This window comes from Tellurirhabdus bombi (assembly GCF_021484805.1).
Taxonomy (GTDB): domain Bacteria; phylum Bacteroidota; class Bacteroidia; order Cytophagales; family Spirosomataceae; genus Tellurirhabdus; species Tellurirhabdus bombi.
The window spans coordinates 4,836,299-4,859,930 of sequence record NZ_CP090557.1; the positions used below are offsets into that span (position 1 = coordinate 4,836,299).

Here is a 23,632-nt window from a genome sequence, read left to right on the forward strand (position 1 = left end):
ATGTACCCTTGTTTCTGGCTATGCACTCTGTTATGGCATTAGCCTTTCATTCAGGGAGTTATAACAGAAGTTACAAGTTTATCCAAACGCGAAATACGCTCGGTGACCATGGTTTGTAACTGGTCTTTATACTCATCCCCTTTTAATTGGGCTACAATACTATCAATAGCAACCATAGTCAGAATATCCTGATCTTCCCGGAAGCCTCTTTCACGATACAGCCGCATTCGCTCGTTTATTAAACGGCCAGCTTCCCGCAAATAACTTTCCTCCTCGGCCGATACTTTGGCCGGATAGTCACGCCCGGCAATCCGGACTTTTATGGACAGCACGTCTTCCATTTGTACGGCTCATGATAGTGACCAATCGGATATTCCGACGGTTCGGTATGTCAACATATTTACAGCATTAAAAAAGCCAAAATAGCTGATCTATTGGTGTAACTGCGCGTTATGACAAATTTCCCAGATACGTAATACACCGATCCAGTTCGTCAATATATACCGTCAATTTTTGCTTCAATTCGGCAATCGTCTCTGTGTCGTTACGATTGTTATTTACAATCTTAACAAAATTTGTTGACTTAGAAAAAGAAGGAGACACAGTCGCCTCTTTTTCTGCTTTCTTCTGCAACTGTTTTATGAGCTGCAAATGTTCAGAATTTTTCTCAGATAAAACTGCATTTTCCTGCTCTAGTTCCAGAACACGCGCACGGGCAACCTGTACCTCTACCACCAAGCGGGCGATTTTGCTCTCGAAAAAATCCAACTGAGAGAGTAAAGGAAGGTTATTAGCCATAAACCCATTGCGTTAGGATAAACCAGAAATCATTTCCTTACAGATGCATAAATTAGTCATTCTGTGTCAATTATGTAGTGTATACTACTGAAAAAATTGAGCTGTTAGGCCTCTCATTCGTCGCCCTTACTCCTTAACACGATCACTTATTTACGAATGATGGCGCCTAAATCACGCTCAAAAGTAGCAATCAAACGCTGCATTGTTTTATCAATAACTGTGTCGTTGAGTGTTTGACCCTGGTCCTGGAGAGTAAAACTCACTGAGTATGACTTTTTACCATTCCCTAAGTTTTCTCCTTCGTAGACATCAAACACATTAATATCACGCAACAGCTTCCGCTCAGTTTGGTACGCCAGCCGGCTGATTTTGTCGTAGGTGACACTTTTGTCCAGCACCAGCGACAAATCCCGGCGTACTTCCGGGAAGCGCGGAACTTCCTCAAATACAACTTTGCTGCTGTAAAGTTTCAGGATATACTGCCAATCAAAATCGGCATAGAAAACCGGAAGCTTCAAATCGGCTAACTTGGTCAGATTACGCTTTACCAAACCTAACGTTACCACCGGTTTTTTGTTAACCCGGTAGGTCAACCCATATTGAAACAAGGCGCTCACTTCCGGGCGATCCTCAACCGGTTCCGAATCGGTTACTTTAATTCGCAACGATGCCAGTATTTTCTGAACCGCCATGGCCAGATCGTGGAACTGAACCGGGCGTCCTTTCTCGAGCCAGGTTTCGCTTTGCTCATTTCCTACCAGCCACAAGCCCAGGCGCTTCTTCTCAACGTATTTTTCCTCTGCGCGGGAATAAATCTTCCCAAATTCGAAAATTTTCAGGTCTTTCTGCCGCCGGTTCAGGTTATAAGCCAACGTTTCCAGGCCCGAAAACAGCAACGTTTGCCGCATAACCGACAATTCCTCGCTTAAGGGATTCAGGATGGTTACGTCCTGACCTGCCAAGGCCGGACGAATGGCGTCGTGCAGCGCGGGGCGTGTCAGAGAGTTGGTAATTGTCTCGTAAAAACCATTCGCGGCCAACACCTGGCTGGCTCGTGCCTGCAACTGATCCGGATCGGTTTCGGGAAATTCCGACAAGAAATCCGTTTTCAAGGAATCAGACAGCGGCACATTGTCAAGACCGTAAATGCGTAAGATCTCCTCAATAATATCCACCTCCCGCTCTACATCTACGCGGTAGGGCGGGATCTGGGCTGAGAAGCCTTCTTCTGTACGATCGGTCAGTTGAACATCCAGGCTTTCCAGAATACGCTGAATTTCCGCGCGGTCAATCTGAATACCAATCAGCCAATCAATGTTGCGGTAACGAACGGCTACCGTGCGATCGGAAATGGGCGTTGGATAGAGATCTACAATATCCGAGCTAACCTGTCCACCGGCCACTTCCTGAATCAACAGGGCAGCCCGCTTCAAAGCGTAAAGGGGCATGTTCGGATCCGTTCCCCGTTCAAACCGGAAAGACGCATCTGTTTTCAATCCATGACGCTGGGACGTTTTCCGAATCCAGGCCGGTGAGAAATAAGCCGACTCCAGAAACAGACGAGTCGTTTTTTCAGAAACACCCGAATTTTGCCCACCAAATACGCCGCCAATACACATAGGCTCTTCGGCATTACAGATCATTAGGTCCGTAGCCGCCAGCTTGCGCTCCACCCCATCCAGAGTAAAAAAAGGCGTTCCTTCGGCAACCGTTTTGACAATCACCTGGCGGCCCGCAATGGCGTCCCCATCGAATGCATGAAGAGGCTGGCCCAGTTCATGCAGGACGTAATTCGTGACATCCACTACGTTGTTGATTGGGCTAAGGCCAATGGCTTGCAGGCGTTTCTTCAACCAGTCCGGCGACTCTTTCACGGTCAAACCAGTCATGGTCAGACCCGCGTAACGGGGACAAGCTTCGGCATTTTCTACCGTTACCGACAACGAAAAATCCTGATTGTCAACCTTGAATGCGTCTACCGACGGCCAACGAATTTCCCGGCCTAAAACGGCTTTTAAATCCCGCGCGACGCCGATGTGCGAGGCCGCATCCGCCCGGTTGGGTGTTAGTCCTATTTCGATTCCGTAGTCATCTTCCAGACCAAAGTAGTTAGCCGCTGGCGTTCCATTTGGCAGGTCTGTGTCCAGCACCAGAATCCCGGCATGCGAAGTTCCTACCCCGATCTCGTCTTCAGCGCAAATCATGCCTTCGGAGGCTGCCCCCCGGATTTTTGCTTTCTTAATCGTAAATGGCTCGCCCCCCGTTGGACGCAGGGTAGCACCTACCAGGGCAACAATCACTTTCTGACCAGCGGCTACGTTTGAAGCACCGCAGACAATGTTTAGGGGCGCTGGCTGTCCAACATCGACGGTAGTCAGGCTTAATTTATCGGCTTCGGGATGCTTTTCACACGTTAGGACTTCCCCAATGACAACTCCTTGCAGGCCGCCCGGAATCGCTTCAATTGGTTCGATTCCTTCTACTTCAAGGCCTGTACCTGTCAGAATTTTGCCCACTTCTTCGGGCGATTCTGGCAGATCAATCAGGTCTTGCAACCATTTATACGAGATTTCCATAAAATAGGCAAAGTAATAACCGCCAGCGGGCGGCTTAATGAATTAGGGTGCAAAGATAATTCTTGAACTGGGATTCTGCTGATTAATGAACGAACTATGCCACAATATGAAGCGAATAAATTCTGCTTTTACTGCTAAAATCAACGTTCAACGTATTTTTCTCCGGCTCGTACCGCAATCGGCAGTTTATTCTCGGCGGGTGGCAACGGGCAGGCGTATTCATGATTGAAGACACAATAGGGGTTATAAGCCGTGTTAAAATCAATAACCAGGCTGTTGCCTTCCACCTTATCGACCGGAATGTCTACGTAGCGGCCCCCGCCGTAGGTTTCTTTTCCGCTCGTTTCATCTTTGAAGAGAATCGACAGCGTATTATCGTGCTTCAGCAGCAGCAACCGACAGATTTCGCCTTGCAGGCTAAAAACCGCATGGGCGTATTTTTCGTATACTTCTTCACTGCCATCGGTCAGCGTGACAACCATTTTTTGCGTTTTATCGGCGAAAAGCTCCAGCCTTGCCGTGACCCGGTACGCCGGATCTCCCTCAAAATAAGTCAACCCTGTAAATTTGGCTTTGTCAATAATTGGGGATTCGGCACTGGTACGATAAAATTCATCTTTTTCGACGCGCTGCTGGGTTAGCTCCTGTTTATATTTTTGGGGATCAACACCTGAGTCGGCAGTGCCTTTCGGCTGGATAACAAAAAAATAAAGAAGCCCCCCAACAATGAGTAGTAATACGATGATTGACGACTTTCGAAACATAGCAGAGCATTGATTGACAAATTATTACTAGGAAAATAAACCTGATTAACTGTTTTTTTCGCCTGCAAGTTAACTACATTATCCGTAGCGTTGACCTTGGGCCATTAGGTAAAAAAGTAGCCAACGCGCTGATTTTAGTGACTTTCGTGCTAATTTCCACTCTTAGTCTAACTTTGTAATCTTCTTCGGCCACTTCCTTGCTTATGGCTCAACTTCTAGAATTAAGTACTTTTTCGTCTGACTCTGGTAATTTAACCGTATTTGAAAAGATCATTCCGGGTGCTATCAAACGAGCCTTTTACATCTACGGAGCTGACGATTGCGTCCGGGCCGGGCACCGACACCACAAGACCTGGAATGCCCTGATTTGCCTCAATGGCAGCTGCCGCGTCTACGTCAACGACGGCCAAACCGATGAACACATCTGGTTGGATAAACCGCACAAATGTTTAATTCTAGAACCCAAAGACTGGCACTTCATGGATAATTTCAGTGAAGGTTCTATCCTTCTGGTTTTGTCAAACGAAGTCTATGACAAAGCCGATTATATTTACGAGAAATACGAAAACGCATGATTTCCTTTCTGGATTTGTATCAGGTCAATGCGCCCCATCGGGAACGCATCGATGGGTCTATTGAACGGGTAGTGCAATCGGGGTGGTACATTTTAGGCAAAGAAGGAAAGGCTTTTGAAGAGGCCTTCGCCGCTTATTGCGAGACCCAGTATTGTGTTGGCGTTGCCAATGGCCTTGATGCCCTGACGCTAATTTTAAAAGCCTACGAGTTTCCGCCGGAGAGTGAAGTCATTGTCCCTGCCAATACCTATATTGCTTCCATTCTGGCCGTGACGCACGCGGGTCTGACCCCCGTTCTGGTGGAACCGGATCTAAGCACGTACCTGATTGACCCGGCGTTAATTGAAGCCAAAATTACGCCTAAAACCAAAGCCATCCTGGCTGTACATCTGTACGGAAAATGCTGCGACATGCAGCCAATCCAGCAGTTGGCGCAAAAATATGGTCTAAAAATAATCGAGGATGCCGCCCAGGCCCACGGTGCTCGCTACGCGGGTAAGAAAGCTGGCAACCTGGGAGATGCCGCCGGATTTAGTTTTTATCCGAGTAAAAATCTGGGCGCGTTAGGCGACGGCGGGGCCATTACGACCAATGACCCGGCGCTGGCCGAACGGCTGAGTTACCTCCGCAATTACGGGTCCAACGTCAAGTATTTTAATGATTATATCGGTTTGAATAGCCGTCTGGACGAGATTCAGGCCGCCATTCTATCCGCTAAACTGCCGTTTTTAGAAGCCGAAAATCAACGGCGCCAGCAGCAGGCCCGGTTGTATCTGGATGGAATCAACCACCCTGATGTTACGCTCCCTGCCCGCACTACCCTGGATCAGGACGCCTGGCATATCTTTGTGATTCGTCATCCAAAACGCGAACAACTGATTGATTACCTGAAAGAGCTTGGAATCCAGACTGTTGTTCATTATCCGGTGCCCCCGCACCAGCAAAAGGCCTATGCCGAGTGGCGGGATTTTTCGCTCCCCATCACGGAGAAAATCCACCAGGAAGTCATTAGCCTGCCGCTTAGCCCCGTTCATCGTGATGAGGAAATTCTTCAGGTCATCGAAGCAATTAACCGTTTTTCTGTCTAATCCATACTTATTTGCTGCTTTCTGTCGTCATACCCGTTTATAACAGTGAAACAACGCTGGCTCCTCTCGTTGACAAACTCCAGACAGCGTTGGCGGGGTATTCTTTTGAAGTAATTTTGGTGAATGATGGCAGCCGTGACCGCTCCGAGCAGGTCGGCGAAGAGTTGGCCAATCGCTATACAAATGTCGTTTTTGTGGCGCTACGAAAAAATTTCGGGGAGTTCAATGCCGTTTTGTGCGGGTTGAATCACACGAGCGGGGATTTTGCCGTTGTTATTGACGATGATTTCCAAAACCCGCCGGAAGAAATTCTGAAACTGGTTCAGGCTGCCCAGCAAGGCAATTACGACGTTGTTTACAGCTATTATGCCTCCAAACAGCACCACTGGTTTCGCAATTTAGGCAGCGACCTGACCAACGCACTAGCCACTTACTTACTTAAAAAGCCAAAGGATCTTTATTTATCCAGTTTCAAGTTGATTCGCCGCGAGGTGATTGACGAGATTCGAAAATATACCGGGCCTTACCCCTACATTGATGGACTCATTTTTCGGGTTACCCGCAATGTTGGTACGATTGAAGTGGTGCACCAAAAACGACAGGAAGGGCAATCTAACTACACACTCAACAAGCTTATTTCCCTGTTTATTAACGTATTGGTCTGTTATTCTCCTTTGCCTCTACGCTTGTTTACGATTTTAGGTTTGTTGTTGTTTGGGTTAGGTATAATGGCCATGATCGGGCTTGCCATTACCGCTTTGAGCGGCTTTCCAGTGGCGGGCTGGGCAATTATCCTGGCGGCTCTGTTTCTGCTAACGGGTTTCCTCAGCGTCTTTTTAGGCGTAATGAGTGAGTATCTAGGAAAGCTCTTTATGATGCAGAGCGGCTTACCGCCTTACGTAGTTAAAAAAGTAGTAACTCAGTCTAAAAGCGGCGCCTAGCCGCAAAATAACCCAACCTCAGCATCGGCAGCTTATAATTCGTTGCCCGGTGAACGGCGATCAGAGACAAGAGAAAAATGATTGGAAAGCGCGACGAATACGAAAAAATGTTTCGGCTGGAGCAACGGCTGTGGTGGTATCGCATTCTGCACGGTCGGGTTTTACAGGCTATTCAGCGGCAGTTTGGGAAACAATTTACCCGCCAAGGCGCGCCGCTTCGCATTCTGGATGCTGGCTGCGGCACAGGCGGCTTACTGTTCTACCTGCGCAATGCGGGCTATACCGACCTCCGGGGAATCGACGGTTCGGAAGATGCCGTTGCCTTTTCCAGAGAGCGGGGCCTGGACGTAAGCCTGCTTAATTTGAACAATCTGGTTAATTTCCAGCCCGGCCAGACATTTGATGTGATCATTTGCAACGATGTCTTCTGCTATTTTGACGATCCGGGCCTGATTCGGCTGATGCAGGAGCTCGCCCGGCGGCTTCGTCCCGGTGGCCTTCTCATCTCTAACAACAACGCCTTCGACATTTTTCGGGGCTCGCACGACCAGGCCATCGGCAGCCAGCGCCGCTTTGTCCGGGCTGACTTTGAAAATCTCGCCCCTAAAGCAAACCTTCGTATCAAAGATTCGACCTACTGGAGTCTAGCTCTTTCGCCCTTGATTCTGGGCATTCGGCTTTGGCAATCGTTCCAGCTTAAGGTTGGGCTTCAATCGGCAGACAAACCCGCTTCGGACGTTTATTTTCCCGGTAACTTCGTCAACGAAACGCTTTACCGCATCGTTCGGACAGAGCAAACCCTGCTTCCCCGAACCCCTTTCGGAAGTTCCTTGTTTACTGTCTTTAACCACTAGTTGGCCAACGCTGTAATTGTTTGAAATATAAGGCAACACGCAGTGGCCCCATTCACGCATTAGCTATGTTTACCGGAATTATTGAAGCCATTGGCGAAGTGATTGAAACAACGGCAGAAGGCACGAATCTGACGTTTCGCCTCCGCTCCCAGTTGGCTCCCGAATTGAAAGTGGACCAAAGTCTGAGCCACAACGGCGTTTGCCTGACCGTTACGGAGGTAGCAAACGACACGTATACAGTGACGGCTGTGGAAGAAACCTTAAAAAAAACCAATCTTGGCCAGCTAGCCATTGGCCGCCGCGTCAATCTGGAACGCTGCATGTCGGCCAACGGACGCTTCGACGGACACATCGTGCAGGGGCACGTAGACCAGACCGGAATTTGCACCGCCGTAGCGGATCAGGACGGGAGCTGGCTTTTTGATTTTCAGTATGATCCTGCCCAAAATAACATTACCGTTGAAAAAGGCTCGATTTGCATTAATGGCGTTAGCCTGACCGTTTTCAATTCTCAGCCTGATTCGTTTCGGGTGGCAATCATTCCGTATACGTATGAGCACACGACATTTCGGGATCTTCAACCGGGCGATCAGGTTAATCTGGAGTTTGACATTGTTGGGAAGTATATAAAAAAAATGCTAAATCAATACCAGTAAACCCTCTGAATCCGTTAATTTTGCGGGTCAAAAAGTACCCCCATTTTAAAATTGCATGGCGAAGATCAGCACGCGGACCAAAACCGACTTATTCATACATATCGGGATTGTTGTTAGTTTAATAGCAGTTCTCTTTTTAGGCTTCTTCTTTGTCTGGTTACCTTACACCACCAATCACGGCCAAACCATTACCGTACCCGACCTGAAGGGTATGAGTACTGCCGAGCTGGGTGATTTTTTAAGTGATCATAATCTGCGTTTCGAAGTGGAAAGTGATTGTACGTATGTTGTCAATGCAGAGCCGTTGACGGTCTATTCCCAGTATCCCAGAATGGGGACGAAAGTCAAAGAAGGGCGCAAGATTTACGTTACCATCATTGCCAAGAATCCACCTAGTATCCCAATGCCCAAGCTGGTTGACCAGACGTACGTAAGTGCGCAGTACGTGCTCAAAAGCAGCGGGTTACTTCCTGGCAAGATTCGTTATGTACCCGATATTGCCGAAGGAACGGTGATCAAACAATTCCACAAAGGCAATGAGGTTCTTCCCGGAACGCCCATCGCTAAAGGTTCGTACATTGATCTGGATATTGGTGATGGATTGGGGAATACTAAGTTCCCGGTTCCTAACGTTGTAGGTATGCCACGTGACGAAGCCACCGCTGTCATTAAAGGATCGAACCTGCAACTCGGCAGTGTTTTGTCGGTAGATGCTCCAGACAAGGAAGTCGGCACCGTGGTTCGACAAAACCCTGAAGCCCGTTCGGGAGCTACGATCCGTGTCGGTGAAACCATTGATATATGGATCGTCGGTCCGGCGGAAAACGATGACACCCAGTAAGGATGAAACATTTTTTTACGTTAACTCTACATAGACAACCCGCGCCACACCCAACTAGTCTGGCGCGGGTTGTCCGTTTTTATGGATTTGTTGGCTGGAGCCTGCTTAGTTTTTTCCTGCTTATAATCGGTAACAACGCAGCCTTCGCCCAGCTGCGGCTTGTGCCGGTTACTCCCCCCCTAGATTACAAACATTCGCCGGCCGCTTCGGCGCGTCCTGCTGCGCTGGGACTTCCTTTTTTCGATGATTTTTCGACAGCAACCAACCGCCCAGACCCTGCTCTCTGGCAAAGTGGCGGTGGCGTCTACATCAACAATACGTTACCTCTCAACCATCCGTCGGTTAACGTGGCTACTTTTGACGGGCTGAATGGCAATGGGGTTCCTTACGGGTTGGGAACGCCGCTGGGTAACCAGGCGACCGATACCTTAACCTCGCTCCCGATCAATTTGGCGGGTCGAGCTGCCCGTGACTCCATTTACATCAGTTTTTACTGGCAACGCCGTGGCCTGGGTGAACTTCCCGACGAAGAAGATTCGCTCCGGCTGCAATTTTTGAACGACCGGAACCAGTGGGTAACCGTTTGGAAAGGCCCCGACAGCACCTCGACCACGACCTTTACCCAAACGTTTATACCTGTTCGCGATCCAGCTTTTTTCCACGCGGGTTTTCAGTTTCGATTTGAGGCCTTTGGGCGGGCTTCCGGTCCGTTCGATATGTGGCACCTGGATTATATCTACCTCAACCAGGGTCGTTCCATGCGGGATATTTACATCAAAGATATTGCCGTCCGTCAGGCAGTTACGCCTTATTTGAAGCGGTATTCGGCCATGCCGCTGAAGCAATACCTCGTCAATCCAGCGGCTGAAACGACCGATACCATTCGCACCGATATTGTCAACCTCTTCAACAACTTCAACTTTACAACCTTGCGGTTTTCGGTTCGGGATGAAGTGAGTGGTCAGGTTATTCAGAATTTTCAGGAGCCAGCCTCCCAAAGTATTGGTTCGTTGAGCTCACAGCCCAAAATGGTTGTTAAACCGACGCCTTTGCCCGCTACTTTTTCGGGTGAACGGGCGGTCTTACGCTCCAAATTTGATATTCTGACCACGGACGACCAGAATCCTTCGATTCCAACCATCAACCTGCGCCGGAATGATACCATCTCGGGTGTAACTGTTCTGGATAATTACTACGCTTATGACGACGGAACGGCCGAATACGCGATTCAGAGCGGTCGCCAATACACGCGTTTCATGATGCGCTTTGTTCTAAATAAACCTGATGTTGTTTCGGCCATTCGGATGTATCTGGTGCCTTACCTAACCGACGCGGCAAATCAGCCTTTTGCGATTGCCGTTATGTCTAACAATCAGGGCCAACCCGGAACGGTATTAACGCAGCAGTCCGTTCTGCTTCAGTATCCAGCGGGCAGAAACCAGTTTGTTGAATTTCCGCTTAATGCGAGAGTGGCGGTAAGTGACACTTTTTTTGTAGGCTGGACGCAGATCCAGGTGGGAAACGAAGGCTTTGCGGTCGGTTTTGATAAAAATAGTTCTTTTTCCAACCAGTTTTTGTTCAATGAAGGCTCCGGTTGGTATGGAACGGATCGGCAAGGCATTCGGGGCGTGCCCATGATTCGTCCGGTTATGGGAGGCACTGCCACTGAAATTATTACGGGTGTTGAAGATGCGGCTTCCCAATTGGAGGTTTACCCCAACCCTAGTACAGGGCTAGTCTCCTGGAATAATCAGTTTTTAAATCAACTGGAGGTGCTGGATTTAAGCGGTCGCAGGATGCTTGATATACGCCCACATGCCGGCCAGCAGCAGGCCGACCTCAGCCAACTGGCGGATGGATTTTACCTGCTTCGGCTGTCGGATGGAAAAAGGGCAGTTGTGCAGAAGTTGATAATTAGAAAGTAAATGTATTTTTGCCTTTACAACGCAACGATAAAAGAACTAGCTATGGATATTACGGTGCAAGAACTTAAAGAACGCCTCGACAAAGGAGAACAGGTGAACCTTATTGACGTGCGGGAAGATTACGAATATGATGAGGATAATCTGGGAGGCCAACTCATTCCGCTAGGCGATCTCCCCAGCCGCATCGATGAGCTGGAAAACCTTCAGAACGAAGAAGTTATCGTTCAGTGTCGCTCGGGAAAACGGAGCGCCATGGCCCAGCAAATCCTGGAGCAAAACGGATTTACCAATGTTCGTAACCTAACGGGCGGCATTTTGGCTTACCGGGCGCTCTAAGCCTTTAACAGGACAGAATTGCTCATGATTCTGTCCTGCTTTTTTCCACAAAATCTAGAATTTCCTGGTAGTGGTCGGCTTGAAACCACCGGTAATCTCCCTGATGACGAAACCAGGTAAGTTGGCGTTTGGCGTAACGTCGGGAATTGCGTTTGAGCAATTCAACCATTTTCTGTTCGTCATACGTCCCATCTAAATAATCAAATACTTCTTTGTAGCCCACCGTTTGTAGCGCGTTTAAATGCCGGTAAGGCGTTAAGGAGCGGACTTCATCAACGAGTCCATTCGCCAGCATGATGTTCATCCGGTGATCAATCCGGGCGTACAATTCTTCTCGCGGCCGGTCAAGGGCAATAAAAATGGCTCTGAAAGGTCGGGTAGATCCCTGTTGGTTATCTGATTCCTTTCGCCGGAAAGAGGAAAAGGGTTTTCCGGCAGCCAACCCGACTTCCAGCGCTCTAATCACTCGTTGCGTGTTTTGCAGATCGGCGGTTTGCGCATACGTCGGGTCTAGCTCGCGCAATTGCTGCTGGAGTGGCTCTAGTCCCTCCTTTTCGAGACGTTGCATCAACTCTTGCCGAATTGCCGGGTCAACCTGCGGCATATCGTCCAGGCCAAAGCAAACCGCATTGATATACAATCCTGTCCCGCCAGAGAGGATAACAATCTCTTTTTCCTGGAACAATTGATCCAATACGGCCAACGCTTCCCGTTCGTAATGCCCCGCCCCCACCAAATCCGTGATACTGTGTGAATTGATAAAATAATGCGGTACGCCCTGCATTTCTTCTGGACTTGGCTTGGCCGTGCCAATCGTTAGTTCCCGGTAAAGCTGCCGCGAATCCGCCGAAACAACAGCAGTCTGTAAATCTTTCGCCAGTTGAACACAGAGCGCCGTTTTTCCGACCGCCGTGGGGCCGGCAACAACAAGTAAGGTCTTAGTCATACGTGAGGACAAAAATACAAAACCCCGCCTTTTGAAAAGGCGGGGTTTGCAGGCAATATTCAACCGAAGCTTAGCGCACAATGATTACACGGCGCGTTCCTGAATCTGTTTCGGTTTGTACCTGTACGAGCACCACACCCGTAACGGACTCACCCAACTGGATTTCCTGCTTGTGGTACGTTCCGTCGCCCGTTAGCTCTTGCTTCCAGAGCAGGTGACTCATTAGATCAACCACCCGAACCGTCATTTTCTGATTGCGTGGCGCAAAGAACTGCACCGTAAATCGACCATTGGACGGATTTGGCGACACACTTAATTCGTCGGCAGCGAATGGCATCTCAACGCTTGCACCCGCTGCGGCACGGCGCGCCCGCGGATCGCTGGCAGCAAAACAGGCATATTGCGCAAAACCAACCGCTTGCAACCAATGAGGCGGCTTGAAACTCTGGCCACCCTGTAGAGCCGCAAACAGAATTCCGTTGTGAACATGAGCATAAATTGCTTCACCCCAACTCGTCGTCAACAGGTATTGACCATGCGTAAAGTTACAGCTCGGCGTGGTTGGCGGCTGCGGCGTTGGCGGTTCTGGAGTCGGTGGCTGCGGCGTTGGTGGTTGCGGAGTCGGCGGCTGTGGCGTTGGTGGTGTGCTTGTACCCGGACAGGCTGCCGTTGTCATTGGATTAGAGCCGCCCAGTTGAGCCGACGTATTTCCTGCCGGACGTACGACAATGGTAATCGGCTGGCCCGTTTTGTATTGTGCTGGAATTTGCCAGAGGAATCCGCAATCGATTGGAATTCCGGCATCGTTACCAAAGGCCGCCCGCACGTCTGCCCGACTAACCTGATTGGATTTGATCGTAGCGGCTTTCTGATTATTGATATAAATATCAAGGTCTACATAGCCTCCGCCGTTCTTAAATGCCCAGCCACTCACGGCATCACAGTTCGCCCCGTCCACATGACCCGTCGTTGGAACCGGAGTTGTTGTCGGTGGCTGCGGTGTTGGTGGTTCTGGCGTTGGCGGCGGTGGTGTGCTTGTACCCGGACAAGCTGCCGTTGTCGTTGGGTTGGAGCCGCCTAGTTGAGCTGTCGTGCTGCCCGTTGGCCGAACCAGAATAGTCAATGGCTGACCCGTTTTGTATTGCGCTGGAATCTGCCAGAGGAACCCGCAATTGATGGGAATACCCGCATCATTACCAAACGCAGCCCGCACATCCGCCCGATTGGTCTGATTAGCGGTAATGGTCGCCACCTTCTGATTATTGATGTAGATATCCAGGTTGGAGTAGCCTCCTCCAGAAGTAAATGACCAGCCACTGACGGCATCACAGTTAGCCCCGTCCACGTGGCCCATCGTACTTACAGGCGTACAACCGCCCGTATCATTCATAATAACATAAGGGTAATTTATTGACTGCGTCAGGACATAGTTCCCTTCTCTATTTCGCAAGAGGGCGCGGTATTTACCCTTTAAAAAGCCGGTTTGCTGCGGATCACTAGCCTGACTGGTAAACGTGGCGCTGGCCCGAACGGGAGCATCCCCATCAAATACATCGAAATCCCTTCCCCACGTATAAGAGGAGAAACCTGCTGGCGCTTCCACTGTTTTTCCGTTATCAGCAATGCGCAGGCTTCTGGGCTCAGTCCCTAAATCTTGCACCGTAACCAGACCGCTGCCTGGATTGGTACACAAACTGATGATCGGCCTGGCCCAGCGTGCTGCTACTGAATCCAGTCCAAGCTCGTTGAAGTGCGTCGGTTCACCACCACCAGTACGGCGATAGGCAGGACCAAATACGTCCGTTTCGGGACCGGCGTAAATCTGGCTAAGACCCGATGAGGTTAAAACCGCATTTTGGCCACCAATTACACTTGCTGAGGCATTGCCTTCAATATAAGATGTCCGGGCTACTACCCAAGGGACGGGATGATTAGGTAATAATTGGCGGGTTTTCTCAATTACCCATTTGAATTTCTGCTGGTATTCGCTAGCGTTGCGAATGTAACGTTTCTCTGCATTGCCATTTCCTGAACCCAGGGGCAACGGTGCCAGCGGCGTTGTCAACGCTTCGTCGTAAAGGATGCGATCTGCCCAGCTAGGTTCTTTTTCCTGAGCGGCCTTTGTGTCTGTTTCGCCCTGCATCCAGAGCACTGCCCGTAGCCCATACGTCGAGGCATAAACCTGGAACAAACTTGAAAAAAAGTGGAAAGGCGCACCAGGCCGGTAACGCTGAAACCCTCTGGACTCAACCGTATTGTCTGCCGATTGACCAAAACCGGACGTACGGGCTTTGGGGTCTGTTGAAGTAGCCCAATTCGTGATGGTTGTTCCGTAGTAAGCAGAATTAAGGAAAGCAACCGGTACCTGACAAGCCTGGGCAACCTTAGCGCCCACAGCCGCCCAATACCAAAGTGAGTTGCCCAAAGGTCCTATTTTTCCCGCCTCTTTCACCGAAACCATCCGGCTAATGCGTCGGTAGGATTCTCGCAGGCGCGTCGGATCTTCTTTTTCAAAATCTGGAATCTGGTCGGGCGATACCCGAACCGCATCCAGCAGCTGCGTACTGGGAGCCATCATGCCGTTAAGTCCCTGCGCATTGGACTGGCCCGCAATGATAAACACTTCCCCAACGCCCACTTTCCGTTTGTTCTCGTAGATGGGTTTGTTACAAGGGTTGCCCGAGCCTGGTTCTGCCCGAACTGTAAGCTCATACCAGCCTTTCGCTACGGTTCGCTCGCCGGTAAAGATTGTTCCCTGCTGGGTTAAAGTAATGGTAATGGGTGCATCGCCGGTTGGCGCTCCGTTATCAAGACTCAATTTCCGAAGCGAGGCAGTAGCTGTATAAGAACCCTGCGAGAAAGAAAGTGAATTTAAGTCTCCCTGCACAATGATTTTGCCTTGATCCTGCGCATTACGCTGATAAACAGCGCCTTCAATAGGGGAGCTAACGGTAAGGGTCTGGGCCTGAAGTGGCCTTATCAGACAGATAAACGATACGAAAAATAAGGTTCGTAAAATGTGCTTCATAGTACTAAGTTAAATTGCAAAGATTGTTGAAATGACCGGACTCTGGCGATTAGGTCATTTAAAACTTATTAAACGCTACGGACACTCGTATTCAAAACCCCTCACGTTGACCCCACCCCTTACTTCTTCGATCAGATACTGCGGATTGCGCACCAGACCAGTGGTAATCTGTCGGCGAACTAACCCTTTTTGATCAAACAGGTAGTGGTAATGCGTTTCGAAAAGAAGGCCATCTCCAAAGCCATTGCCTTTGCTACTTAGCAAAACGCTCATGGGCAGATTCTGGCTACTATTTCCATTGGTTGTATTGATTGAGGGCAGGTTAGGCCGGCTCGTGTTGTAGATATACGACCGAATCAGCGAATCGCCAGTGGCATACGTTGACAGCCAAATCTGTTGCGTTTGGTTACCCGCTTCGTATAAATTGTGTTCGTATAAGCGCCCCGTTGGCAGACTGACACTCCCATAATACGTTTTGGTCCGTTGGCCCCGTGCGTTGTATTCATAAAAAACATCCTGCGCTTCGCCCGCTCTTTTGGGCATGGCGGTCACGTGACTTTTGCTGTTAATTGGCGCAACTGTAGTTTCGTCGGTCAAAACAGTTCCATCGGTGCGCTTGGAAACCAGGTGTTGCGAAACTGTCGTAGCAGTATAACCAAAACTCAGGACTTCGTTAACGCCACTGCTTTCCGTCCGAATCTCACTGATTCTGCCCTGGCTGTCGTAGCGGTACGTGAATGTATGAACCCGGCCAACCTTTATTTTCTGACCTCCATCCAGGGTAATTGTTTCGGCATCAGGCCAATTGTCACCATCTTTCATGGCCATTTTGAACGTTTCCTTCACAATCCGGCAGGTTGCAGATGGGTGCGGTAAATTGGTTGGATCGCTAACCAGACGGTCTTCGGGTGGTGTCCGATCCCGATCACGCTTGCAAGCCAATGAAATAAGCACCGCCAGTAATAGAGACGTATAGATTGATAAGCGCATAGGCAAACGTTTATAAAACCCTACTTCTGTATTGGGTAGAACTGCAAATCTCAGTACCTTTCGTCAACTATCCTACCATCTTTCAATGGAATCATCGAATTTTCTAGTTATACTACTCGCGCTAGCTTTAGGAAGCGTTGGTGGTATAGCGGTCAATAATTGGCTTCAGCAAAAGAAATCGACTCTGAAAAGTGGCTTACAGACCCGTGAAACCCGTATTGAAGCCACCCTTTTGCTGGAACGTATCGAAAAAGTTTTTAAGGTAGTAATGGCTGAAGGCTACTTTTCGGAGATCTTGAGTTACCAGGATGTCAAGAAAATTCTTGGTATTCTGAACGATGAAAAAAAAGCGCTGATCATTGCCAAAGCCAAGGTATTGGTTGGGTATGATTTCGGGAAAATGCGCTTTCGGCAAGTAGACCCTAATTCCGATTCAAAAAAACTCATTATTGAGTATTTTCCCGAGCCCGAAATTCTGTCCATTGATACCGACTATAAATTTTACGACATCGATCCGGGTTACCTGAATTATTTCAAGAGCGAAGACTACACCCGCCTCCTCGACGAAGCCAAAAAAACCATGTACGAACGGGCCATGCAAAGCGATCTGCCCCGCATTGCAAACAATCAGATTCAATATATGATTTACCAGTTGGCTGATTCAATGGGCTGGCAGATTGAACTTCCTCCTGCTGAACAACAAAAGCTTGACAGCCTCACCGAGCATTACGATGAACTCAAGGCTCACCCAAAGGCGCTGCCCGACAATACATTGACACCTGAATAACGGATCAGATTATGCGTACTTATCTTTACTTATTTCTTTTTCTTGTTATTCCTTTCGTCACCAGCGCCCAAACGCCCAGTGATGCCATAGAGGCCTGTCGCGAAGCTAAAGTACGTAGCTTTGGAAGTTTGCAAAAAGGGGCACAGGGCGCCCGAATGCAGTATCCCGGCGATGCAAGCATTGATGTTAATTACTATAAACTAGATCTTAACATTACGTATACTCCCCAATACCTGCGGGGCGTAGCCACCGTCAAGATCAAGTCTCTTAACGCCAACCTCACCTATTTTTACCTGGATTTCAATAATGTACTGCGCGTTGATTCCGTAAAATCCGGGACTGCAAAATTGACTTACCAAGTAGACAAAGGCCAGCTTCTTATCACGCCGACACGTCCTCTGGCTAAAGACGAGTTTGTAACCGTGGTTGTTTATTATCAGGGGAAACCCGACAACAGCCAGGGCAGTTTTTCATTCGGAACGCACGGCCCCAACAACGACCCGGTAATCTGGAGCCTGAGTGAGCCTTACGGTGCCCGCGACTGGTTTCCCTGCAAAGATACCCCCGCCGACAAAGCGGACTCCTCCGATATCTGGATTACGGCTCCGCGCTTCTTTACGTCGGTCTCCAACGGCACGCTGGAAGGCATCATCAACAACGCCGACAGTAGCCGAACTTACCGCTGGCGCAACCGCTACCCCATCGCGCCCTACCTGATTTCGGTTGCCATGAGTAATTACACCCGCATCGACCAAACGTTTCGTCCTACGCCTACAGACTCGATGCCGGTGACGCATTATGTTTACCCGGAAGCAGCGACTGCCCTGCTGCGGACCAGCGTGGAAGAAACAACGCGTATGCTGAGTTTTTTCTCCGATTATTTTGGCCCTTACCCCTTTCTGAAAGAAAAGTATGGCCATGCGCAATGCGGTTTTGGCGGTGGAATGGAACACCAGACGATCAGCTCCATGGGCGGATTTACGCAAAACTTGATCGCGCATGAACTTGCTCACCAGTGGTTTGGCGACAAAATCACCTGCCAGACCTGGGAACACATCTGGCTCAACGAAGGCTTTGCTTCCTACGCCGAAGCGTTGTACCAGGAGTCGGTGCGCGGACAGGCTGGCTACCAGGCCACCATTAATAGTTTTATGAACCAGGCTTACAACGCGCGGGGAACGCTGTATGTGCAGAATATCAATAGCGTGAACGAAATCTTTAACTCCAACCGCACGTATGCCAAAGGGGCCGTGGTGCTCCACATGCTTCGGGGTATGGTTGGTGACATCAAGTTCAAAGAGATCCTAAAGAGCTATTCCAGATCGTCACGTGCCTATAGTACGGCTACTACAGAAGACTTTGCTGGTATTGTCTTTCAGGTATATGGGCGGTCACTTGACTATTTTTTCAAGCAATGGATTTACGGCGAAAGCTACCCAACCTACCGCGTCACCTGGAGTGGCACCCCCACCGGAGACCCCAACCAATGGGCTTTGCAGTTGCGGTTGGAACAAACAACCAATACTACCAACCCAACCGCCTTTATGATGCCCATTCAGGTCCGGGTTGCAACCACCGCAGGCGACACAACCATGACGGTTTTCAACGCCAGCGCCGACCAGACTTTCAACTTTACCGTAAAAGCCCAGCCTAGGGCCATCGTTCTGGATCCCAACAACTGGATTTTGAAGCGTGTCGCATCCGTTACAGACGCCTCACCCCCATTGGTTACCAATACGAATGAGCCTGTTTTGGCTACTGCGATAACAGTTTTGCCCAATCCGGTTACTGGTCTACTTCGTGTTGAGGTAGCGGCTACCCAAACGTTCAAATCCCGGCTGGCTCTGGTTGATATATTGGGTCGTGAAGTGGCAGCCTTACCAGAACAAACATTTCCCACGGGCCGCAAATTGGTCGACTGGGACGTAATGCATTTACCCACGGGACGGTATACGCTCCTGATTAACAATGGCGAAAAACGCCTGACCCAAACTGTATTAGTTGTTAAATAACCCTATTTTCCTTTTCGATGAAAAAAGTTTTTTGCCTCTTTCTTTTGAGTACACTTACAGCGACGGTGTCTTTTTCGCAAACGGCACCCGCCAAGTTAGGCATCACTGGCCACAACCACCTGGCTTTGCAAGTAAAAGACATTCAGGCGAGTACTGCATTTTACCGCGATATTGTCGGGCTGGCACCCATTCCGGTTCCGGACAATCTGAAAGCCATCCGCTCCTGGTTTAGCATTGGCAACGGTCAGCAAGTTCACCTCCTGGCCGGACGGACTCAGCCTATTTTTCACGACCGTAACGGGAGCCACATCGCGCTCTTTGTGGAATCAATCGACAAATCCGAGCAGTTTTTGAAAGCGCAAAATGTAACCTTCCACAAACAGGTTCGTTTCGACGGCGTTGTTCAAATTTACTTTCCTGATCCCGACGGTTACCTTATTGAGCTGAATCAGGGAGGGAAGTAACAAGCACTGTGTTTATTCGCCTTTAGGCTCAACCAGAACAACCTCTTCTTTATCAACCACAACCTGGCCTTCAGCCAGTCCTTTTGGTTTTCGAACAAACTTTTTGGGCGTCACAATAACCGGACAAAGCGTATCAGTCCGCCGTTTTGAGTACCAGGCCGCGAGTTGTGCCGCCCGTTCGATAACCGTTTTCGGAAACTTTTTACCCGCCTGGTACTTGATCAGCACGTGCGAACCCGACACGTCGCGGGCGTGCAGCCAAAGGTCTTCTTTAAAACTGTATTGCTGGGTTAGTAAATCGTTGTTCTTGGCATTGCGCCCGATCAGAATGACAAAGTTTTCGACTTCCACTAGTTTGAAAAGTTGATTGGGAGCCGTAGCCGCTTTCTCATTCAGAATCTTGGTATTCTTCAGGTATTTACGCAACTCCCGCAGGTTCTCAATGGCCTGAAGCGCCGCAATCTGTTCTTGAATTTCGGCCAATTCCTGTTCCCGACGCTCGATACCCTCCTGGATTTTTTCCAGTTCTATTTTTTCGTTTTTAGCCTTCCGGTAGTAAGACTCGGCATTTTTCTGCGGGTTTAAATCAGGTTTCAGCTTGATAACGATGGGTTGATCGCGGTAAAAATCATACAGTTCCACTTTATCAGCCCGCTCAGGAATCTGGTGCAGATTGGCCATCAAAATATTCGCAATTTGCTCGTTCTTCCCTGCTTCGTCCAAGCCAACAAGCCTGTCCATGTTGGTGTCAATATAGGCTTGCGTGCGTTTGAGCCGCTTTTCCAATAACCGCAAGGCTTCTCCTTTTTCGCGATCCAGGGTATTGCGCCCCATGAAGGTCGAATAAAAGCGATTTGTTGCCTCCAGTGGATTGTCAAATTCCTGACTGATTGCCGCCGGGTCATCCGGGAGAAGTAAAGACAGGGTAGGCTTATGTTCGAAGCGAACGAGGTAATAGCGCGGTTGTTCAAGCTGCTGCACCGTCCGCTGAATCAGGCCCCAACGCTCCGCTTCGTCTTTTCCCAGATGGGCCTGCACGTGTGCGTTAACCACTTTACCAAACGTCGGGAACAACTTGCGGTGATCATATCCGGCCTGCACATATGCCTCCCACGACTGATCGATTGGCCGATCCAGGTGGGATAAAACCAGGTTGTTATCTTCCACCAATTTGCTGTTAAACAAATCGATCACCTTGTCGCCCTGAAAAATGGCCAGATTGGGCCGGTTACCGAAAAATTTAAACAGAATAGAAAACCCGTCTTCCAGTTCAATGGCCAGACAGCGCTCATTTAAAAAGGATCGCACTCCCGTTACAACCTTCCCATCAACTTCTTCGCCCCGTTCCGCCATGCCGGTTAGCTCATCGAATAAATCGACACTGTTGGTACGCGCTCGCTGAACCTGCTCCGGAAAAAATAGCCCCGAAAAATCAGGCCGTAAGGTTGCTTTGAGGTAGAAAGGTCGGTAATAATTCAGTTTTCCTCTCGCCTGAGCAAATACCATCACCAGTTCGTCGCGATCCTGGCTGAAACATTCCATCAATTTTAAACCAACCAGTTGCGTTTGCAGCGCTGGAGCCAACTGACGAAGAAAATAATAATTGGTGTGCACAGAGGTAAGCGTTTTACTGGCAGCAAAGGTACACTATCCCGAACAATTCAGTCCGCTAACCGTTTATTTCCCATAACCATTTTCGCACAACGTTATGGCAAACAACAAAACCACGAACCAACCTGGTTCGGACAACAAGCAACCAAATTCGGACCGCAATCGCAACGTTGACGCACGAGATACATCCGGCCAAAAGCCGAACATGGAGCAAGAGCGTTCCAACCGAGATAAAACCGTGCAGGGTGATAATGAGCCAGATAGTGCAGAGGGCAAAACGAAGACTGAGCTAGAACACGAACGTGGCGGGCATGGCCGAAGCGGACACAGCAGCTCACGCAGTGGCAGTGATAGCGGTGGCGGTAAGTAATCAATTCCAGCGTCAGGGTTTAACGTTTGAACCAGGCAATTCATACATTTGCTTTCAAACGCTAAACCTTAATCCTTCATGCTTCCCGATTTACGCCTTATCCGCCAGGAGCTCAACCAGGAGCTAAAGGATATTCTGGCTTACTGGCAGACCTACGGCCCTGACCCAAATGGTGGTTACTACGGCCAGGTCGATTATCAGAATGCCCCCAAAATTGACGCGCCCAAAGGCATAGTTTTGAATAGCCGAATCGTCTGGACGTTTGCGGCTGCCGCCCGGCATACGCAGCACCACGATCAATACCTCCCCCACGCCGAACGCGCTTTCAAATACTTGACAACGTATTTTAGAGATCCGCAATTTGGCGGCGTCTACTGGCTGGTTGATGCCAAAGGCAGCCCTTTCGTACCTGTAAAACAGCTTTATGGTCAGGCATTTGCGGTTTATGGACTGAGCGAATATTACCGCGTTGCCAAGCACCAGCCAGCGCTTGATTTTGCCAAAGAAATTTACGGACTCATGGTAAAACACGGGTTTGACGCCAAAAAAGGCGGCTTTCACGAGGCTTTTGCCCGCGACTGGTCGGAAGCAGACGACTATATTTTAAGTAATAAGGCCGAGCGGGAGACGAAAACCATGAACACGCACCTGCACATTCTGGAAGCGTTTACAAACTTGTACCGCGTTTGGCCTGACGAGGGGCTGCGAAAACAGGTGCGTGGCCTGATCGATTCGTTTTTGACGCATATCATCGATCCAAAAACCTACCGCATGAATTTATTTATGGACGATGACTGGCGCGTGCGCCGCACGGCGGTTTCCTACGGGCATGACATTGAGGCCTCCTGGCTCCTGCTTGAGTCGGCGGAGGTTTTACACGATGAAAAGCTCATCAAGCAAATAAAAGACCTTTCGATCAAGATGGCACGGGCGGCAGCAACTGGCCTCGAAGCCGACGGTGGTTTAAATTATGAATACGATCCGAAAACGGGTCATGTCAACCGGGAACGGTCGTGGTGGGTGATGGCCGAAGCGATGGTCGGGTTTTACAACGCGTACCAATTAACCAACGAAAAGCAATTTCTTGATAAGGCGCTGCAAAGCTGGGAGTTCACCAAGAAATATTTACTGGACACAAAAAAAGGCGAATGGTTCAGCGGAGTGGATGCCAATCACGCCGTGCTGGGTGATGCGAAAATCAGCATGTGGAAGTGTCCGTACCATAACTCAAGAGCCTGCATGGAGTTGCTCGACCGGATGAGTTAGAGTTTGATTCTCAGCCCATCGAAGCCCAAACGAATGTAAGGTGGTAGTTCCTGTTCTACTTCGCGGTGCAACCCTAGTTTATGGCTAATGTGCGTGAAATAAGTCATTTCTGGCCGAATCCGTTCTACGAGGGCAACCGCCTGGTCCAGCGTAAAATGGGATAAATGCGGCTGACGTTGCAGCGCATCCAGCACCAGAACCCGCGTTCCATACACTTTTTCTAACTCTTGATCAGAAATATAATTGAGGTCGGTCAGGTACGTAAAATCATGGATGCGAAAGCCCAGTACGGGCAACCGATGATGCAGCACATCGATAGGCGTAAAACGGACACCCGCCACCTCAAAAGGCTCGGTATCAATCTCGTTCAGCCGAACACTGGGAATGCCGGGGTATCTTTTTTCGGCGAATACATAGGCAAACTCGGTTTGAATTTGATCAAGCACCCGCTTACGCGCGTAGATCGGAATGTCGTATCCCTGCCGAAAATTATAAGCCCGTATATCATCCAGGCCAGCGGTGTGGTCTTTATGCTCGTGCGTAAAAATCACCGCGTCCAAGTGCCGAATGCCTTCGCGCAGGACTTGCTGACGAAAGTCGGGACCCGTATCAATGATAAAACTTTTGCCATCCACCGAAACATGGATAGATGTCCGCAGGCGTTTATCCCGAAAATCAACGGACCGGCAAACGACGCAGTCGCAGCCAATCTGTGGCACCCCGGATGAAGTACCGGTTCCAAGCAGCGTGACGAGCATAATGAGTGGCAAAAGGATAAAGTAGCAACCTGACTCACCGGAGCAA

The 23,632-nt window shown here is 49.5% G+C and carries 22 protein-coding genes; 13 read left to right on the top strand and 9 right to left on the bottom strand.

The window, feature by feature from the left end; translation table 11 throughout:
• Nucleotides 1-50 precede the first annotated feature (50 nt).
• From L0Y31_RS20530 to L0Y31_RS20545, 4 genes are all read right to left on the bottom strand, one after another.
• Nucleotides 51-341: a cell division protein ZapA gene (locus L0Y31_RS20530; protein ID WP_234734957.1), complete on the bottom strand. Its 291-nt coding sequence runs from the start codon at nt 339-341 to the stop codon at nt 51-53.
• Between the two features lie 109 nt (nt 342-450).
• A complete protein-coding gene (locus L0Y31_RS20535; RefSeq protein ID WP_234734958.1) occupies nt 451-798 on the bottom strand; it encodes a hypothetical protein in 348 nt (115 codons plus the stop codon).
• A 146-nt stretch (nt 799-944) separates the two neighbouring features.
• Complete coding sequence (pheT, locus tag L0Y31_RS20540) at nt 945-3,374, bottom strand: phenylalanine--tRNA ligase subunit beta (protein WP_234734959.1); 2,430 nt, start codon at nt 3,372-3,374, stop codon at nt 945-947.
• Nucleotides 3,375-3,514: 140 nt separating this feature from the next.
• Nucleotides 3,515-4,138: a DUF1684 domain-containing protein gene (locus tag L0Y31_RS20545; RefSeq protein ID WP_234734960.1), complete on the bottom strand. Its 624-nt coding sequence runs from the start codon at nt 4,136-4,138 to the stop codon at nt 3,515-3,517.
• Nucleotides 4,139-4,341: 203 nt separating this feature from the next.
• On the opposite strand from L0Y31_RS20545, the gene L0Y31_RS20550 reads away from it, so the two are divergent.
• The 8 genes from L0Y31_RS20550 to L0Y31_RS20585 all read left to right on the top strand — a co-directional run bounded on the left by L0Y31_RS20550 (nt 4,342) and on the right by L0Y31_RS20585 (nt 11,354).
• On the top strand, nt 4,342-4,713 hold the full coding sequence (locus L0Y31_RS20550) for a sugar 3,4-ketoisomerase (protein WP_234734961.1): 372 nt from the start codon (nt 4,342-4,344) through the stop codon (nt 4,711-4,713).
• On the top strand, nt 4,710-5,801 hold the full coding sequence (locus tag L0Y31_RS20555; RefSeq protein ID WP_234734962.1) for a DegT/DnrJ/EryC1/StrS family aminotransferase: 1,092 nt from the start codon (nt 4,710-4,712) through the stop codon (nt 5,799-5,801). The genes L0Y31_RS20550 and L0Y31_RS20555 overlap by 4 nt, the downstream gene beginning before the upstream one ends.
• Nucleotides 5,802-5,812: 11 nt before the next feature.
• Entirely contained in the window at nt 5,813-6,742 is a 930-nt protein-coding gene (locus L0Y31_RS20560; protein WP_234734963.1) for a glycosyltransferase family 2 protein, read from the top strand.
• A 77-nt stretch (nt 6,743-6,819) separates the two neighbouring features.
• Complete coding sequence (locus tag L0Y31_RS20565) at nt 6,820-7,596, top strand: class I SAM-dependent DNA methyltransferase (protein WP_234734964.1); 777 nt, start codon at nt 6,820-6,822, stop codon at nt 7,594-7,596.
• Between the two features lie 65 nt (nt 7,597-7,661).
• Nucleotides 7,662-8,252, top strand: a complete 591-nt coding sequence (locus L0Y31_RS20570; protein WP_234734965.1) for a riboflavin synthase — start codon at nt 7,662-7,664, stop codon at nt 8,250-8,252.
• A gap of 55 nt (nt 8,253-8,307) precedes the next feature.
• On the top strand, nt 8,308-9,093 hold the full coding sequence (locus L0Y31_RS20575; RefSeq protein ID WP_234734966.1) for a PASTA domain-containing protein: 786 nt from the start codon (nt 8,308-8,310) through the stop codon (nt 9,091-9,093).
• A 2-nt stretch (nt 9,094-9,095) separates the two neighbouring features.
• On the top strand, nt 9,096-11,018 hold the full coding sequence (locus L0Y31_RS20580; protein WP_234734967.1) for a T9SS type A sorting domain-containing protein: 1,923 nt from the start codon (nt 9,096-9,098) through the stop codon (nt 11,016-11,018).
• Between the two features lie 42 nt (nt 11,019-11,060).
• A complete protein-coding gene (locus L0Y31_RS20585) occupies nt 11,061-11,354 on the top strand; it encodes a rhodanese-like domain-containing protein (protein WP_234737216.1) in 294 nt (97 codons plus the stop codon).
• Between the two features lie 22 nt (nt 11,355-11,376).
• On the opposite strand, the gene miaA is transcribed toward L0Y31_RS20585, so the two are convergent.
• The 3 genes from miaA to L0Y31_RS20600 all read right to left on the bottom strand — a co-directional run bounded on the left by miaA (nt 11,377) and on the right by L0Y31_RS20600 (nt 16,318).
• Nucleotides 11,377-12,300, bottom strand: a complete 924-nt coding sequence (gene miaA, locus L0Y31_RS20590) for a tRNA (adenosine(37)-N6)-dimethylallyltransferase MiaA (RefSeq protein ID WP_234734968.1) — start codon at nt 12,298-12,300, stop codon at nt 11,377-11,379.
• A 70-nt stretch (nt 12,301-12,370) separates the two neighbouring features.
• Nucleotides 12,371-15,328, bottom strand: a complete 2,958-nt coding sequence (locus tag L0Y31_RS20595) for a sialate O-acetylesterase (protein ID WP_234734969.1) — start codon at nt 15,326-15,328, stop codon at nt 12,371-12,373.
• 75 nt (nt 15,329-15,403) lie between these two features.
• Nucleotides 15,404-16,318, bottom strand: a complete 915-nt coding sequence (locus L0Y31_RS20600; protein ID WP_234734970.1) for a hypothetical protein — start codon at nt 16,316-16,318, stop codon at nt 15,404-15,406.
• An 85-nt stretch (nt 16,319-16,403) separates the two neighbouring features.
• Between L0Y31_RS20600 and L0Y31_RS20605 the strand changes: the two genes are divergently transcribed.
• The 3 genes from L0Y31_RS20605 to L0Y31_RS20615 are packed head-to-tail and all read left to right on the top strand — an operon-like array spanning nt 16,404 to nt 19,581.
• The gene (locus L0Y31_RS20605; RefSeq protein ID WP_234734971.1) at nt 16,404-17,105 is read left to right on the top strand and encodes a DUF4230 domain-containing protein; all 702 of its coding nucleotides are present in this window, start codon (nt 16,404-16,406) and stop codon (nt 17,103-17,105) included.
• Between the two features lie 11 nt (nt 17,106-17,116).
• Nucleotides 17,117-19,117, top strand: coding sequence for a M1 family aminopeptidase (locus L0Y31_RS20610; protein ID WP_234734972.1), 2,001 nt, complete (start codon nt 17,117-17,119; stop codon nt 19,115-19,117).
• A gap of 44 nt (nt 19,118-19,161) precedes the next feature.
• Nucleotides 19,162-19,581, top strand: coding sequence for a VOC family protein (locus L0Y31_RS20615; RefSeq protein WP_234734973.1), 420 nt, complete (start codon nt 19,162-19,164; stop codon nt 19,579-19,581).
• A 12-nt stretch (nt 19,582-19,593) separates the two neighbouring features.
• Here the strand turns inward: L0Y31_RS20615 and L0Y31_RS20620 are convergent, their stop codons facing one another.
• Nucleotides 19,594-21,195 (bottom strand): NFACT RNA binding domain-containing protein, encoded by a 1,602-nt coding sequence (locus tag L0Y31_RS20620; protein WP_234734974.1) that lies wholly within the window; start codon nt 21,193-21,195, stop codon nt 19,594-19,596.
• 94 nt (nt 21,196-21,289) lie between these two features.
• On the opposite strand from L0Y31_RS20620, the gene L0Y31_RS20625 reads away from it, so the two are divergent.
• Together L0Y31_RS20625 and L0Y31_RS20630 are read left to right on the top strand one after the other, a co-directional pair.
• Nucleotides 21,290-21,562: a hypothetical protein gene (locus L0Y31_RS20625; protein WP_234734975.1), complete on the top strand. Its 273-nt coding sequence runs from the start codon at nt 21,290-21,292 to the stop codon at nt 21,560-21,562.
• A 78-nt stretch (nt 21,563-21,640) separates the two neighbouring features.
• Nucleotides 21,641-22,828 (top strand): AGE family epimerase/isomerase, encoded by a 1,188-nt coding sequence (locus tag L0Y31_RS20630; protein ID WP_234734976.1) that lies wholly within the window; start codon nt 21,641-21,643, stop codon nt 22,826-22,828.
• Here the strand turns inward: L0Y31_RS20630 and L0Y31_RS20635 are convergent.
• On the bottom strand, nt 22,825-23,586 hold the full coding sequence (locus tag L0Y31_RS20635; protein WP_234734977.1) for an MBL fold metallo-hydrolase: 762 nt from the start codon (nt 23,584-23,586) through the stop codon (nt 22,825-22,827). The two genes, L0Y31_RS20630 and L0Y31_RS20635, sit on opposite strands and share 4 nt — an antisense overlap.
• Between the last annotated feature and the right edge of the window lie 46 nt (nt 23,587-23,632).